This is a genomic window from Clostridium boliviensis, from assembly GCF_033342255.1.
In the GTDB taxonomy this organism is placed as follows: domain Bacteria; phylum Bacillota; class Clostridia; order Lachnospirales; family Lachnospiraceae; genus Lacrimispora; species Lacrimispora boliviensis.
In genome coordinates this window covers 63,917-79,901 of sequence record NZ_JAWONS010000240.1, presented here as the reverse complement: position 1 = coordinate 79,901, position 15,985 = coordinate 63,917, and the positions used below count along the sequence as shown (strand labels likewise).

Annotated in this window: 15 protein-coding genes and 1 other RNA gene; 14 read left to right on the top strand and 2 right to left on the bottom strand. The window is 40.4% G+C overall.

Annotation, left to right across the window (positions count from 1 at the left end):
• The first annotated feature begins 71 nt into the window (after positions 1-71).
• A complete protein-coding gene (ilvN, locus tag RZO55_RS15130) occupies positions 72-572 on the top strand; it encodes an acetolactate synthase small subunit (protein WP_318065092.1) in 501 nt (166 codons plus the stop codon).
• Between the two features lie 109 nt (positions 573-681).
• Positions 682-1,692 carry a ketol-acid reductoisomerase gene (ilvC, locus tag RZO55_RS15125; RefSeq protein WP_318065091.1) on the top strand — a complete coding sequence of 337 codons (1,011 nt, stop codon included), beginning with the start codon at positions 682-684 and terminating at the stop codon, positions 1,690-1,692.
• A 97-nt stretch (positions 1,693-1,789) separates the two neighbouring features.
• On the opposite strand, the gene RZO55_RS15120 is transcribed toward ilvC, so the two are convergent.
• Entirely contained in the window at positions 1,790-2,683 is an 894-nt protein-coding gene (locus tag RZO55_RS15120) for a LysR family transcriptional regulator (RefSeq protein ID WP_318065090.1), read from the bottom strand.
• 293 nt (positions 2,684-2,976) lie between these two features.
• Between RZO55_RS15120 and RZO55_RS15115 the strand changes: the two genes are divergently transcribed.
• From RZO55_RS15115 to RZO55_RS15085, 7 genes are all read left to right on the top strand, one after another.
• Positions 2,977-4,005 carry a LacI family DNA-binding transcriptional regulator gene (locus tag RZO55_RS15115; RefSeq protein WP_318065089.1) on the top strand — a complete coding sequence of 343 codons (1,029 nt, stop codon included), beginning with the start codon at positions 2,977-2,979 and terminating at the stop codon, positions 4,003-4,005.
• Positions 4,006-4,052: 47 nt separating this feature from the next.
• Positions 4,053-5,579 carry a sulfatase gene (locus RZO55_RS15110; protein ID WP_318065088.1) on the top strand — a complete coding sequence of 509 codons (1,527 nt, stop codon included), beginning with the start codon at positions 4,053-4,055 and terminating at the stop codon, positions 5,577-5,579.
• Complete coding sequence (locus RZO55_RS15105) at positions 5,563-7,050, top strand: sulfatase family protein (protein WP_318065087.1); 1,488 nt, start codon at positions 5,563-5,565, stop codon at positions 7,048-7,050. The genes RZO55_RS15110 and RZO55_RS15105 overlap by 17 nt, the downstream gene beginning before the upstream one ends.
• Before the next feature lie 40 nt (positions 7,051-7,090).
• Complete coding sequence (locus RZO55_RS15100) at positions 7,091-8,434, top strand: MFS transporter (RefSeq protein ID WP_318065086.1); 1,344 nt, start codon at positions 7,091-7,093, stop codon at positions 8,432-8,434.
• A gap of 298 nt (positions 8,435-8,732) precedes the next feature.
• A complete protein-coding gene (gene ybaK, locus RZO55_RS15095; RefSeq protein ID WP_318065085.1) occupies positions 8,733-9,206 on the top strand; it encodes a Cys-tRNA(Pro) deacylase in 474 nt (157 codons plus the stop codon).
• A gap of 311 nt (positions 9,207-9,517) precedes the next feature.
• The gene (locus RZO55_RS15090; RefSeq protein ID WP_318065084.1) at positions 9,518-10,396 is read left to right on the top strand and encodes a cell wall hydrolase; all 879 of its coding nucleotides are present in this window, start codon (positions 9,518-9,520) and stop codon (positions 10,394-10,396) included.
• A gap of 103 nt (positions 10,397-10,499) precedes the next feature.
• Positions 10,500-10,964 carry a NanQ anomerase/TabA/YiaL family protein gene (locus RZO55_RS15085; RefSeq protein WP_318065083.1) on the top strand — a complete coding sequence of 155 codons (465 nt, stop codon included), beginning with the start codon at positions 10,500-10,502 and terminating at the stop codon, positions 10,962-10,964.
• Between the two features lie 43 nt (positions 10,965-11,007).
• On the opposite strand, the gene RZO55_RS15080 is transcribed toward RZO55_RS15085, so the two are convergent.
• The gene (locus RZO55_RS15080) at positions 11,008-11,973 is read right to left on the bottom strand and encodes a pectinesterase family protein (RefSeq protein WP_318065082.1); all 966 of its coding nucleotides are present in this window, start codon (positions 11,971-11,973) and stop codon (positions 11,008-11,010) included.
• 151 nt (positions 11,974-12,124) lie between these two features.
• Between RZO55_RS15080 and RZO55_RS15075 the strand changes: the two genes are divergently transcribed.
• The 5 genes from RZO55_RS15075 (at position 12,125) to ssrS (ending at position 15,959) form a co-directional block, all read left to right on the top strand.
• Entirely contained in the window at positions 12,125-13,816 is a 1,692-nt protein-coding gene (locus tag RZO55_RS15075) for a phosphoenolpyruvate carboxykinase (ATP) (protein WP_318065081.1), read from the top strand.
• 63 nt (positions 13,817-13,879) lie between these two features.
• Positions 13,880-14,524 (top strand): HAD family hydrolase, encoded by a 645-nt coding sequence (locus RZO55_RS15070; RefSeq protein ID WP_318065080.1) that lies wholly within the window; start codon positions 13,880-13,882, stop codon positions 14,522-14,524.
• A gap of 84 nt (positions 14,525-14,608) precedes the next feature.
• Entirely contained in the window at positions 14,609-15,403 is a 795-nt protein-coding gene (locus RZO55_RS15065) for a GNAT family N-acetyltransferase (RefSeq protein WP_318065079.1), read from the top strand.
• A 29-nt stretch (positions 15,404-15,432) separates the two neighbouring features.
• Positions 15,433-15,696, top strand: a complete 264-nt coding sequence (locus RZO55_RS15060; protein WP_318065078.1) for an HPr family phosphocarrier protein — start codon at positions 15,433-15,435, stop codon at positions 15,694-15,696.
• 84 nt (positions 15,697-15,780) lie between these two features.
• A non-coding RNA gene (ssrS, locus tag RZO55_RS15055) (6S RNA) lies at positions 15,781-15,959 on the top strand.
• The last annotated feature ends 26 nt before the right edge of the window (positions 15,960-15,985 follow it).

Genomic DNA, 15,985 nt, shown 5'->3' with positions numbered 1-15,985 from the left:
CTATTATTTAGTTGACAAATAACAGTTCCATTGTTATCATTTAAATATTATACAAAAAGGCAGGGATGGGAATGGAAAGAATCGTATTATCATTGTTGGTTGATAACACTGCCGGCGTATTAAGCCGTGTAGCCGGACTGTTCAGCCGCCGTGGCTATAACATTGAGAGCCTTACGGTAGGAGTAACTGCGGATGAGAGATATTCGAGGATGACAGTGGTTTCTGTCGGCGAACAGGAGATTCTGGATCAGATTGAAAAACAGCTGAGAAAGCTGGAAGATGTCAGGGATATTAAGGAATTAAAACCAGGGCATTCTGTTTACCGTGAGCTTATTCTGGTTAAGGTAAGTGCCAATGCCAGTGAACGCCAGGCAATCAGTGCCATTGCAGAAATTTTCAGAGCTACCATTGTTGATGTAGGAAGAGATTCTTTGACTGTCATGCTGACAGGGGACCAGTCTAAACTGGATGCGCTGATTAATCTCCTTGGAGACTACGAGATTTTAGAGTTGGCAAGGACTGGTCTGACAGGACTTTCCAGAGGATCCGATGATATCCGCTACCTGCCTTAGGCAGTCTGAGTTTGTTAGCTAGAGGTGTTGCCAAAGGCGGACAGTGAGCCGTCGGCAGAGTTCCTTTAACAAAATATATTATGAGTCAGTATATGAGGAGGAAAGAAAGATGGCAAAGATTTACTACCAGGAAGACTGCAACTTATCTTTATTAGAAGGTAAGACGATTGCAGTGATTGGATACGGAAGCCAGGGCCATGCCCACGCGCTTAATTTAAAGGAGTCCGGATGTGATGTCATCGTTGGACTTTATGAAGGAAGCAGTTCCTGGGCAAAAGCAGAGGCTCAGGGTTTATCCGTTTATACTGCAGCTGAAGCAGCCAAAAAGGCAGATGTTATCATGATTCTGATCAATGATGAGAAACAGGCTGCTATGTATAAGGAATCAGTAGAGCCTAACTTAAAGGAAGGCGATATGCTGATGTTCGCTCATGGTTTTGCGATTCACTTCGGACAGATTATTCCTCCTAAGAATGTTGACGTTACCATGATTGCACCAAAAGCACCTGGACATACAGTTCGTAATGAATATCTGGTTGGAAGAGGAACTCCCTGTCTGGTAGCAGTTCATCAGGATTATACCGGTAAGGCGAAGGACAAGGCTCTGGCTTATGCTCAGGCTTTAGGCGGCGCAAGAGCAGGCGTTTTGGAGACAACCTTTAAGGTAGAAACTGAAACGGATCTTTTCGGTGAGCAGGCTGTATTGTGCGGCGGTGTATGCGCACTGATGAAAGCTGGTTTTGAGACATTGGTTGAAGCAGGATATGCACCGGAGAACGCTTACTTTGAATGTGTACATGAGATGAAGCTGATTGTCGATCTGATCTTCGAAAGCGGTTTTGCAGGAATGAGATATTCCATTTCCAATACAGCTGAGTATGGAGACTATATTACAGGACCAAAGATCATTACAGATGAAACAAAGAAAGCGATGAAGAAAGTACTGACTGATATTCAGGATGGCACCTTTGCAAAGGACTGGCTGCTTGAGAATCAGGTTGGCGGTGCACATTTCAGAGCTATGAGGAATTCTGAAGCTTCTCATGAATTAGAGAAAGTGGGAGCAGATCTTCGTAAGCTTTACAGCTGGAATGACGGCGGAAAACTGATCGATAACTAAATATCACTTTAGTGTATTAAATAAAAGACTGCTAAAAAGAGAGAGTGGGATAAAACAGCTTCTCTTTTTAGCAGTCTTTTTTATGGTATATTCAGCCTTACATTCCAGCTTTTTTCATTGCTTCAATGAAAATTTCCATTGCTGTGGATATCGTTCCCGGATTATATGCAAACCCTACCATACGTTTCTTAATGCCGGAAATCATTGGGATTTCGATCAGTTCCTTTTTGTCAAGTTCATCCTGAACAAATTCTTTAATCACACAACCTATGCCAAGGCCGATTTTGGCGAATTCTATGAGTAAATCCATGGTGGTAATTTCCAGAAGCTGATTGGGAATAATCTTATTTTCATTTAGATATTCGTCAATATACTTCCTTGTCATATTATTTTTATCCAATAGTAAAATGTTGCCTGTCTGAAATAAATCAGCATTTTCCCCTTCCCTTAAATATAGATTTTCCAGGTATGCATTTGTAGTTACGAAAATGTCCTGAATTTCCATGACTGGATTGAATAAAAGCGGGCGGCGGTTGGAAGGTTCTGCAATCAGTCCAAGGTCAATCTGTTGCTGTTCAAGCATTTCAACTGTATGGGAGGTAGACTGACTCTCAATGGTGATTTTAATATGAGGATATTTTTCAATAAATCCTTTTAAATATGGAAGTAGAATGTATTTGCACAGTGTATTGCTGACACCGATTCTTAAGTGTCCGATATTAAAATCCTTTACCCTTTTCAGCTCCAGTTCCCCTCTGTTTAATGCTTCAAAGGCAGTTTTCGTGTGATGAAACAGCAGCTGTCCTTCTTGTGTAAGCTGGACACCTCTGGAATTGCGGGTAAATAATGCCACGTCTAAATTGTCTTCCAGCTTGCTGATTGATTTACTGATTGCCGGCTGACTGATAAAAAGCTCTTTTGCCGCTTTGGAAATATTACCTGCTTTTGCCACTTCATAAAATATCTTATATTGGGAAAGATTCTGATCCATATTAAAATCCTTTCGTTTTATAACTTTCTGTTATGATATAATAAAATATTATATATTTGTATTATATCAGTAACTATATTGTAATGTAAAGGATTAAATAACCTTCTGGAACTCCTCGATTTTTTTGATAAACAGAAGAATAAGATATAATAAGTTCAAATCAAAAAACATATATTTGTGAAAAGTGCTTAATAAATAAATGTTTGTTTTAGTTAAAGTGCTTATTGTAAATAGAAATTATATTTGGTAGTATAAAAACATACAATAAGAAAACGTTTTCATGAGGTGTTTTTATGCAATCCATACGAGATGTTGCCAAACGCGCAGGTGTATCTATTTCGACAGTGTCGAGAATCTTAAATAACAGTGCTAATGTAAGTGATGAAAAGATTGCTGCAGTAAAAGAGGCACTTAATTACTATCATTATGAGCCCAATCAATTTGGACGTGGTCTTGTCAAACAAAAATCCAACATGATAGGGGTGTATTTTCCTTTCTCTTCACACTCTATATTTGAAACTTCTTATAATTTAGAACTGCTAAAGGGAATTGAACAGACGTTACCCCATTATAATTATAATATGGTTATAATAAGTGAATCGGAGATATATGAAAGCCAGGAAGAAAGCGGCCCCCGATTTTTAGAAAGCGCAGGGCAAAGAAAAATTGATGGTTTGATTCTTACAGGACTGATCAATAAGCAGGCATCTGAACTGGCATTAAAACGACTCATAGACCAGCAATATCCAGTTATATATATCGGTAAAAAGCTTCATCAAAGAGGAATGAATATATATGCTCAATTCGAGAATTATACGATTAACATGATGCACGAACTGTATAATAAAGGCCATCGCTGCGTGCTGCTTTATTATATGCATTTACATCAGACTTATATAGAAAAGATCAGTGTACAATTAAAAACGGAATTACCCGAATTAAAGATCATTCCGTCAGCTTTTAAGAATATCGCAAAATCCAGGGAGATGATTGCTTCACAAATAAAAAAATATGTTCGTGATGGATCATGTACTGCAGTCTGTTCGCCAAGTATTGAACTGCTTCAGCTTATCATGGGGATTTGTGTTGAACTGCGGCTTTCTATCCCGGATGACATATCTATTTTATCTGTGGAGCATAAGAAGGGAGATGGGGCGCTTATGTATCCTCCAATTTCTGCATTTTATGTACCTGCCATTGATATGGGGAGAGAAGCTGCATGTTTGGTGCTGAATATGATTAATCATGAGAATAACGAAATAATTTCAGAGGAATTTGTGACAGAATACATTGAGAGGGAATCAATAAAGCGGCTTATATAAGCGCTTTTTGATCATAGATTTGAAAACGTTTTCAAGGAGGTATTATTATGAAAGCAATCATGGTAATGTATGATTCGCTGAGAAGGGATCTGTTGGAGTCATATGGCTGCAACTGGACAATTACTCCTAATTTCAAGAGATTGGCGGAAAAAAGTGTCCAGTTTGATAACTGTTATGTGGGAAGCATGCCCTGCATGCCCGCAAGGAGAGAACTTCATACCGGCAGAATTAACTTTTTCCACCGGAGCTGGGGACCAATGGAACCATATGATGATTCCATGCCTGAACAATTGAAAAATGGGGGGATTTATACTCATTTAATTAGTGACCATCAGCATTATTGGGAGGATGGCGGATGCACATATCACAACCGCTACTCATCCTGGGAGATTTCCAGGGGCCAGGAAGGCGATTTATGGAAAGCAGATTTGTCTTATAAATATGAAGCTAATACTGTTTTTAAAAATAAGGAAGTAATGCTTACTTACCCCCCTTATAAAAATATGATGATGCATGATGGTATTAACCGCAGATGCATGGATAAAGAGGATAAGACATCACAGGCTGTTACGTTTAAAAATGGTCTGGAGTTCATTAGAACAAATCATGAAGAAGATAACTGGTTTCTTCAGATAGAGACCTTTGATCCCCATGAACCATTTTACTCTCTGAAAGAGGATAAAGCATTGTATCCACATACATTTTCTGGAGATGCTGCATCTGAATCGGATTGGCCTCCTTATGCTCCGGTTGCGGAAGATGAAGATACAGTCAGTCATGTACGGTTTGAATATGCCGCTCTTCTTTCAAAATGTGACCGGTACCTTGGTAAGGTTCTGGATTTAATGGATCGTTATAATCTGTGGGAGGATACGATGCTGATCGTTAATACTGACCATGGTTTCCTGTTGGGTGAGCATGGCTGGTGGGGAAAAACGAGTATGCCGATTTATCAGGAGATTGCCCATATACCATTTTATATCTATGATCCCAGAAGAAAGGAGTGTGCAGGAATAAGAAGAAAGGCAATCGTACAGACCATTGATCTGGCACCGACACTTTTAGAGTTTTTTGGATTAAAAATTCCGGAGGATATGGAGGGGAAACCGCTGTGCAGTGTAATGGATTCAGATGAGTCCGTTCGGGAATATGCGGTATTTGGTTACCATGGAAGCCAGGTGAATGTAACGGATGGAAGATACATATATATGCACGCAGCAGAAAACCTGGATGAGCCGGTTTTTGAATATACTCTGATGCCGACTCATATGAGAAGTATGTTTCAGCCGGCTGAATTTAAAGATATGGAGCTGGCAGGACCGTTTTCTTTTACCAAAAACTGCAAAGTAATGAAAATCAGAAAGAAAGATAATATGGGAGATACTACATCATTTGGTTCTCTGCTTTTTGACCTGAAAGAAGATCCGGATCAGATTCAAACGATATCGGATGAGGCGGTGCGAAACAAAATGAAAGGCTATATCCGGGAGTATATGGAAAAAAACGATGCTCCAAACGAACTTTATACAAGGCTGGGATTGAAAAAGGAGAAGGAAAATGATAAACCATCCTAACATTGTAATTATCAATCCGGATCAGATGCGGGCTGATTCCATGTTTCATCTTGGAAATCCGGCATCGGTTACTCCTAATCTGGATGAACTGGCAAACGAGGGGGTGTCCTTTGCAGATGCATTCTGTCAGAATCCGGTATGTACGCCATCGAGATGCAGCTTCATGAGCGGCTGGTATCCCCACGTTACAGGACACCGCACGATGAATCATATGATGCATGATCATGAACCAGTCTTATTAAAAAGATTGAAAGAGCACAATTACCATATTTGGATGAATCAGAGAAACGATCTGCTTCCGGCTCAGAACCCGGAGTATTATAAGCCCTATTGTGATACTTATTTTACTCTTGATGGGCAAAGGCGACCGGATATACTTCCTTATGAAAACTGGAGGGGAGAACCAGGTGGAAAGAACTTTTATTCCTTTTACCGGGGAAAATTGCCGGAAATTAAAGATATAGATCAGATATGGACAGAAGGTGCAGCTGAGTTTATACGAAATTATGAGGGAGAAAAGCCATTCTGCTTATTCCTTCCTCTGATGCTCCCCCATCCTGTCTATCAGATCAGTGAGCCATACTTTAGCAGAATCGACAGGAAAGAACTGAAAAAGAGGATTTTGCCGATGAAAGGATTGGAAGGAAAGTCCAGGCTGCAAAAGGAATTGTCCAGGCTGCAGAATATGAAAGATTGGAAGGAGGAAGAATATGATGAATTGCGTGCGGTCTATCTGGGAATGTGCAGTAAGGTTGATGAACTTACAGGTCAGATTGTCCGCGCATTAAAGGAAAAAGGAATTTATGATGAAACTGCTTTATTTTTTTTCAGTGATCATGGGGACTATACCGGCGATTATAACCTGGTGGAAAAGGTACAGAATTCTTTTGAGGACTGTCTGACAAATGTTCCGTTTATTGTAAAACTTCCAAAAAATATGCAAAAACGTCATGGTGTAAGCCGGGAAATGACAGAGTTAATTGATTTTTATGCCACTGTAGAAGAACTGGCAGAGCTGCCTGCAGAACATACGCACTTTGGGAAATCACTCATTCCCTATATTATGCAGCAGCAGGAGGTATTGAGGGAGGCCGTATTTTGTGAAGGAGGTTTTCGGAAAGGAGAGGATCACTGTAAAGAAACCGGAGGGCAGACCGTACCTGATCCGCAAGGATTATATTTTCCCAGGCAGTCGCTGCAGGCATCGGATGACATGTATAATGGAAAAGCTGTCATGTGCAGAACAAAGGATTATAAATATATCCGAAGGCTCTATGAGAAAGACGAATTTTATGATCTGAGAAATGATCCGGATGAGATAAGGAATCAGATCGATTGTGAAGAGTACCGGACTTTGATTGCAGAAATGAAGGAAAGGCTGCTGGAGTTTTATCAGGATACCTGCGATGTTGTACCATTTGAAAAGGATGCCAGAATGGACCGGGATTTTATGAAAAGATTGATGCATTAACAACTTGGGGAAGTTTATTTAGAAAAGGAGAAGGAATCATATGAAAAATAAATATTCAAAAGCAAAATTTATAGATGTTTTTAAATATTCTTTTGGGGGCTTGGGATCCAATCTGGCATTTTTTCTGGTTATGTCTTATCTGACATTCTTTTATACAGATATTTTTGGAATTAACACAATGGTGGTTTCCGGCCTTATGCTGATATCCAGATTTATCGATGCATTTACAGATCCAATCATGGGGATGCTAAGCGATCATACTCATTCAAAGATGGGGAAATACAGGCCATGGATCATAGGAGGAGCACCATTACTTGGATTATTTATCTTTTTGCTGTTTACGGCACCGGAGATGTCTCCTAATATGAAGATTGTATATGTGTATGTCATATATATTACATATTCATTGGTATCTACTGTAGTAAATATTCCTTATCATTCTTTAACTCCTGTCATGTCTCAGGATCCAGATCAGCGGACTGTAATTGTATCGTGGAAACAGGGTATGGGAACGGTGGCACAGTTTATTGTTACTATCATGGCACTTCCGTTAGTGGACGCATTTGGAGGTGGAAAACAGGGTTGGGCGATTTATGGAGCTTTAGTCGGCATTATGACAACCGTTTCATTCTGGGTTTGTGCATGGGGCGGTAAGAAATATGATGTTTGTGATATGCAAAGGGAAAGAGTCCGGCTAAATATGGTAAATGATCTTAAGCTTTTAGTGAAAAACAAACCTATGCTGATGCTGATGATTGCTTTTGGTACGGACGTACTGGCTAATGCTACATACAGTGCAGTCAATATGTATTATTTCAAATATGTGCTTAATCGTGTGGACCTGGTACCGAAAGTTGCTTCTGCGACACTGTTCGCAGGGATCATCCTCCTTCCTCTGCTGCCGGCAATTGCTAAGTTTGTAGGTAAAAAACGTTTATACTGGCTGGGAAGCCTGTTCTCTATTTATCCTCTGATTGTTATGTGGCTGCATCCTACAGCATCTGTTACCATACTCATGAGTATGATGGCAGTCTTCGGATTCGTTTCACGTATTCCAAGTAACTTAGGCTGGGCAATGCTTCCGGAGTGTTCTGACTTTGGTGAATGGAAATTTGGTCAGCGCTCAGATGGTCTGATGTCGTCTTCCCTGACGTTTATCAATAAATTCGGTATGGCAATCGGAGGCTTTATCGCCAGCTTTTTTCTGGGTATAGTTGGTTTTACGGCAAACCAGGAGCAGACCCCTCAGGTTCTTGATATGATTGTGTTTTTAAGATTTGGTATGCCGGTAATAGGATATGTGGCATCGCTGATTTCCATGGCATTATATGAAATCACCGATGAAAAGTATTTACAGATTCGTTCAGAGCTGGATGAAAAGTAAGAGGGCAAATAATGAAAGGCAGAGAAAGCCTGGGTGAAGGCAGCTTCATCAAATAAGAGAAAGAGAACTGGTAGTGTAAAGCTTTTGCTGGACAAAAATGGTCTTTTTTATTATGATATAAAGAAATGGATTATTGATGCTGGAAACCAGACGCTTTTTTGGAAGACATAGAATAGAAAGTCAGAATACGGAAGTTAAGGCAATAGGGGCAGAATATAATTCTGTCCCTGATTTTTTTGTTGAAATAAGAAACATTAAAACGTTTTTTAATACGAGAAAGGGTTAAGAGAGAGCTGGAATGGTAAAAACAAACGCGATGAGAATGTTAGATAAAGCAGGGATTGATTATAACACCAGGGAATATACCGTAGATGAACAGGATCTATCGGGCAGCCATGCTGCGGATATGATGGGAGTCGATCATGGGAGTGTTTTTAAAACTCTTGTATTAAAAGGGGATAAAACAGGGTATTTTGTCTGTTGCATTCCTGTAGACGGAGAGCTGGATTTAAAAAAAACAGCGAAACTCACAGGAGATAAAAAGGCAGAAATGATTTCTGTAAAAGAATTACAGTCTGTCACCGGATACATCAGGGGAGGGTGTTCTCCTGTTGGAATGAAAAAGCACTACCCCACATGGATAGAGGAATCAGCAAAACAGTATTCTGAAATTGTTGTCAGTGCCGGTGTGAGAGGACAGCAGATTGTTCTGCCAGCGGAGAAGCTGGCTACCTTTATAAATGGCAAATTTGCATCAATTATGGCTGATTAGTTTACATAAAACAATAAAACATCAAGACAAGCCGAAGATGGCCAGGTGAATAATTAACAGAAATGTAATACTATTGTAAAATGTTAACACATGTTTAATACAAAAAAAGCACTTAAGTACAAGACAAAATAGTGTATAACTAACAAAAAAATAAAAAAGTTAAAAAATTAAGAAGTTAAATTATCACAAAAATGTTAAACTGCCATTGACTTTTTTAACGGTATTCTTCTATAATTACGGACGACACAAGGAAACGGGTTACGGATTCATCCGCAGCCCAGGCAAATGAGATTAGAGAAAGAGGAGTATTTATGCTTACACTACGCTCTATCCTTCAGCAGATTAGTCAGTTCTTAAGAGGAATAACCGTAAAGGTTACAAAGCGAATGTATCGTTCCTCAGCAGTTTTTATGGCAGGTGCTGCAGTTATTACCGTTATCGCTTTTACTTCCACAGGTTTTGGAAGCAGCGGAAAGAATGCGTTGACGGCTTTTGCAGAGACCAGGGCATTGGAAGACGCTACAGATGATGAGAACGTTGAAGAAGAGGAAACGGCCTTACAAGCAAAAGTACAAATTAACCTTACCGATCCCAAGATGCAGGCACAGCAGCTGGCTGGAAATCTGTTAGAAAAAGAAATCATACAAAAGCAGGAACTGGAAGAAGAATCTTTTACCAGAGTTCAGCGCATGAATGAGCAGATTGCACTGGAGGAGGAAGCAAAAAGGCAGGCACAGATAGCCGCAGAGGAAGCAAAAAAAGCGGAAGAAGAAGCAGCCAGAAAAGCAGAAGAGGAAAGAGCAGTTCATGCCACGTCACTATCTGATGATGACTATAATGTCCTGTTAAAGATTGTGCAGGCAGAAGCTGGAATCTGTGATGAGGAAGGAAAGATTCTTGTAGCAAATGTGATTTTAAACCGCGTAAAAAGCGGTCAGTTTCCAAGTACAGTGAAAGGAGTTGTTTATTCGCCCTCCCAGTTTTCACCGGTATCCAACGGCAGCATAAATTCTGTAAAGGTAACGAACAGTACCAAAGAATGTGTGAACCGGGCACTGGCAGGTGAAGACTATTCAAACGGAGCATTATATTTTATGTACCGAAGAGGCTCCAGGAGCGGAGCGGTAAGCTGGTTCGATTCCCATTTGACTTATTTGTTCCAGCACGGAAACCATGAATTTTTTAAATAAAAACATTGTTTAATATTCTGCTTTAGGTGTATACTATAGGGTATGGACAGGATGATCTATGTTCTGCTATGACTATATTGATACATAAAAGGAGAGTATTCATATGATTTTTGACACAGCAAAAAACCTTGATTTTTACAGAAACCTTGGTGTGGAAGGACGATATGCCAAGGCAGTGGATTTTCTTAAGAATACGGATCTGGAGAAACTTGAACCAGGTAAATATGAGATTGACGGCAAGAATGTATTTGCCAATGTAGTAGAATATACAACAATTCCATGGGAAGAAGCGAAATTTGAAGCTCACCATAATTATACAGATATTCAGTATGTAATTTCAGGTTCTGAGATCATGACCTATGCAAGAATCGATGAACTGAATGAAAAAGTACCATATAACGATGAAAAAGATGTTGTATTTTACGACAATGAAAATCCAGGCTTAAAAGCAGTAGTTAAGGCTGGAGAATATATGATATTTAATCCTTGGGATGGCCATAAACCGAAGGCTGCTGCCGGAGAATCTGCTCCCATCAAGAAAGTAATTGTTAAAATCAAAGAGAATTAAAAAACGGGATTCTGTTCCTTTTAAAAGAACAGAATCCCATATTTTATGCCATCCAGCCGTCCGAGCCGGAAAGCACAGCTTCTCTGGTATATTTAGACAGATCAGTTTCCTTTAGTCTATATATCCAATCGGGGCGGTGCTCCATATCTCCCCTGGGCCCAAAGCTGCCGTACTCTGCATAAAAGGCATTGGTATGAGCAGCTTCTTTATTCCAGTCATGCCAGCCTTCCCTGCAGATGTGATCACCGATGAAGCAATTGATCAGAACTGTTTTGGCGTATTCTCTCCAGGGTCTTCCCAGATATGCATTATCAGCAGGGCAGTTGCCTTCAAAACGGCAGTGATTCATTACGTAGCCGTATTCCTGACCTTCGGGAGTAGAAGCTGCTGTTACATAGCTGCTGATTTCCTTTCCAGTATATTTGGAAAAGAAGGTGCAGGTTTCAAAATAAGCAGTTGCGCTGCCAAAGATGAAATCAACATCCCCTTCCAGATAGCAGTCTTTATAATAATGTCTTCCGTTGATCCGGGGAGCATTCTGTTTCGGTCCGATGAATCCGTTGGGCTCCACTTCCTTTGGAGGCAGAGGTCCTGTAAAGAGGGTATCCTGATTGCCCAGAAAACGGCAGTTTTCAAATAAGAGGCGGTCTCCGTCTGCATAAACTGCCAGAGCCTGGCCCACATCAATGCCTTTTCCTGCACTGTTTTCAAACGTAATATTTCTTGCAGTAAAATTGTCTGTATCGATAAAACAGGAATAAGTGCGGAAGGTTCCGCGTTTCATACCGTCTTCCATGGGCATGCGGGCATACAAATTATAAGTTAATATGGTATTATCTTTATCCTCTCCAAGAAAGGTAACGTGGGGAATTGTAATTGTAATCTGCTCTTGATAGATTCCTTTGTGTATGTAAAGAATCTGTTCTGTTGTGTTGTCCTTTGGCAGTGAATCGAGCGCTTTTTGTATGCTTTTGAAATCTCCGGAACCATCTTTGGAAATGTGTATCATATTTGACCTTCTTTCTAGTTATTGTATACATGATGCATAATGCATATTAAATATAAACAATTTTTGTGAAAAATGCAATAGAAAATATTGACTTTTTATTAACAGAATGAGATAATAGATTCAAATTTGAATTTTATAAGGAGGATTTTATATGTCAACAAAAGCTTATTACCCAATTAATGAAATTGGAAAAGGCAAACCAGGCTTTGCAACGACACGTTCAATTATTGAGGCACCATTCTATGGGAATAACGTTATTAAAGTTAATACGCTTCGTGAGGCATATGAATTAGCAAAAAACTCACCAGGTACCATAGTTACGGATATGCCCGTTTATAGAGGAGAAGAATTTGGTCTTGATAAGGATGCCAAAGTACTACTGTTTAATGATGGCGCGATTACCGGACGGTATGCCACTGCCAGAAGAATTGCTGGTGAACCTGGAGTAAACTGCGCGGCCCTTGATAAAGTTGTAATGGATGCAGTTTATGAAACACGGTGGAAGACCATGTATCATGCAGAAGTGTTTACAGGTCTTGATCCGGAATATATGGTAAAGGCGCATCTTCTCATACCGGAAGGGGAAGAAAATATCTTATATAACTGGATGCTGAACTTCCAGTATATGTCTGATCAGTATATCAAAATGTATAAGGCTTCCAAACCGGTTGGGGATGGGAAAGAGCCTGATATCTATATTTTCTCTGATCCACAGTGGAACGGCTCTGACCGTCCAGGTGTAGATCTGTCCTGTTTAAGCGATCCTAAATGTTTATGCTATTTTAATACAGAACAAAACTGCGCTGCAATTCTCGGCATGAGATATTTCGGAGAGCATAAGAAAGGTACACTTACCATGACCTGGGCACTTGCTAACCGCAACGGCTATGCACCCTGCCACGGCGGACAGAAAGAATATACACTGCAGGACGGCTCCAAATATGTTGCATCTGTATTTGGTTTATCCGGATCCGGAAAATCCACTATTACACATGCAAAGCACGGCGGCAAATACGGCGTTACCGTACTTCATGATGATGCCTTTATTATCAATACAGATACCTGCTCATCGATAGCAATTGAGCCTACATATTTTGATAAGACACAGGATTATCCTACAGGCTGTGACGATAACAAATACTTACTGACCGCTCAGAACTGCTCCTGTACCTTAGATGAAGACGGAAAACTTCAGCTGGTAACAGAAGATATCAGGAACGGCAACGGCCGGGCGATTAAATCAAAATTATGGTCACCGAACCGGGTGGATAAGATCGATTCTCCGGTAAATGCAATTTTCTGGATTATGAAGGATCCTACCATTCCACCGGTAGTTAAATTAAAAGGGTCTTCTCTGGCATCTGTCATGGGAGCAACTCTTGCAACAAAGAGATCCTCAGCAGAAAGACTTGCTCCAGGTGCAGATCCCAACGCACTGGTAGTGGTTCCTTATGCAAATCCATTTAGAACCTATTCTCTTGCAAATGATTATGAAAAATTCAAAAAATTAGTGGAAGAAAAGAATGTAGACTGCTATATTATTAATACAGGCGATTTCATGGGGAAGAAGGTTCAGCCGAAAGACACATTGGGAATTCTGGAAGCAATAGTGGAAAAGAAAGCGGAATTCAAGCCATGGGGACCATTTACAGATATCGATATCTTTGAATGGGAAGGATTTGTTCCGGATCTTAATGATGCGGAATATAAGACACAGTTAAAGGCACGTATGGAAGATCGTTTGAAATATGTTGCTAATACTGCAGTTGTAAAAGAAGGATATGATAAACTTCCTGATGATGCTCTGGCAGCTATTCAGAAAGTTGTTGATCAATTGAAGTAATCGTTACAGAGACGGGGAGGGAAACCTTTTCGTCTCTGTTTTTAAAATCAGAGAGGAATTGTTATGAAAAAAGAATATGTATTGTTTGATTTGGATGGGACACTGACTGACCCAAAAGAGGGAATTACAAAGTCGGTCCGTCATGCACTGAAAGCCTTTGGAATAGAAGTGGAAAGCCTTGACCAACTATGTTGCTTTATTGGCCCGCCGCTAAAGGACAGCTTCATGGAATATTATGATTTTTCAGAAGCTGACGCACAAAAAGCGGTCGGGATCTTCCGGGAATATTTTTCCGTAAAGGGGATCTTTGAGAACAAAGTATACGAGGGGACGGCAGAAGTTTTAAAAGCCCTCTGTGAATCGGGGAAAAAGCTTTACGTTGCATCTTCAAAACCGGAAGTTTTTGTAAGAAAGATACTAAAACATTTTGAGCTGGATTCATATTTTGAATTTATGGGTGGAGCTGACTTTGAGGAAGTTCGTGTCAAAAAGGCTGATGTGATCCGGTATGTGTTTGATACCTGCGGTATCTGTGATTTGCCGGGAACCGTAATGATCGGTGACAGAAAGCATGATGTTCTGGGGGCGAAAGAGTGTGGAATTGATTCTGTGGGGGTGCTGTATGGTTATGGCAGCAGACAGGAACTTTCAGAGGCAGGAGCAGATTTTCTGGCAGAATCAATTTTTGATTTGCAGAATCTTTTTTAGTGTGCTATACTAGGTCTTTAACAGGAAACAGTCCTTTTGATATCGGAATTTGGCAGACGAAGCACGAGCGGAAGGAGAATTATTGTGATTGAATTGGAAAAAGATGAGAGACAGATTGTCAGAGAACTTTGCAGTATGAATGAAGATGCCATACCTTCTGTAACTGCGGAAGGGCGAATGGAAAAAGTCTGGGTCCCCCAACGGGATAATCCCTCCTTTTGTTTGATTCATTCGGGTAATTTTGCATATCTGGTGGGTATTTGTCCTAAGGGAGAGCTGGCTCTGGAACTTCGCGAGCTGCTGATCAAAAACTTCAACCAGGATTTTATTACACCATCGGATGAACGCTGGGCTGAGTGGCTGGAGGAGACGTTTGGCGGCAACTGCCGGATTATGTCCCGCTATGCCATGAGAACGGATGAAACTTATTTTTCCGAAGAGATACTGGCAGATTATTTAAATTCCATTCCTGATGGAATCCAGATCAAAAAAATTGATGCAGGTCTTTATGAAAAAGCGATGAATTCAGAATGGAGCAGAGAGATTTGTTCTAATTTTGAATCAAAAGAAGAGTTTTGCCAATATGGATTTGGATTTGCTGCACTAGATGGGGAAAGGATGGTTTCCGGCTGTTCTGCATATGACATTAATGAAGAAAAAATTGTGGTAAAGGTTGCAACACACAAGGAGTACAAGCGCCGGGGTCTTGCTCTGGCATGCAGCGCCGGGTTGATCTTATCCTGCCTGCAACAGGATATTATTCCAACCTGGGATGCGGACAACATTCCTGCCGCCGGTCTGGCGGAAAAGCTTGGTTATATTTTTGAAAAAGAATATCAGGTATACAGACTGGGAAACTTAGAGAACGGACTGTATTAGACACAGAAGAATCAGGAGGATTACAGCAGATGAAAAAGGTTAGGATCGGTTTTTGGGGCATGGACTCCATATTGGAATTTGTGACTATAGCCGGTAAATATAAGGAACAGATGGAGTTAGTGAATGGAGACTGCATTGTAAATGCAAAATCACTTTTATCGGTTCTTTCCCTGGTAACTGCTGAAGCGGTTGAACTGATTATTCAGGACGAATCCTGCGATTCTCTTTTAGACCGGCTTGATTTGTACGTGGAGCATGGAAGGCTTCTTGGTGGTAAGAATATTGTTTTTTGATTTTCTGATTAAAAACTGACAGGAAAAGGAACTTGAAAATTTCTAGGAAATGTTGTATACTGAAACCATAGAAAATAGAGTGTGTAATTCCTGAAATGTACGATAATCTTACCTTTTTTGAACCTACATTATGACATAAGGGATTCCAATATTTTCAGGCGGATGTCAGGCCTCCATTGTAGTGGAAGGCAGATGCTTGAGTGAGGTTGCCCACCTAGCACAGCTAGGCGTCAATAAGTAAGAACCGGCATTTTGGGGTTACAAAAGAAAAAAAGCAGCGAGAAATCGC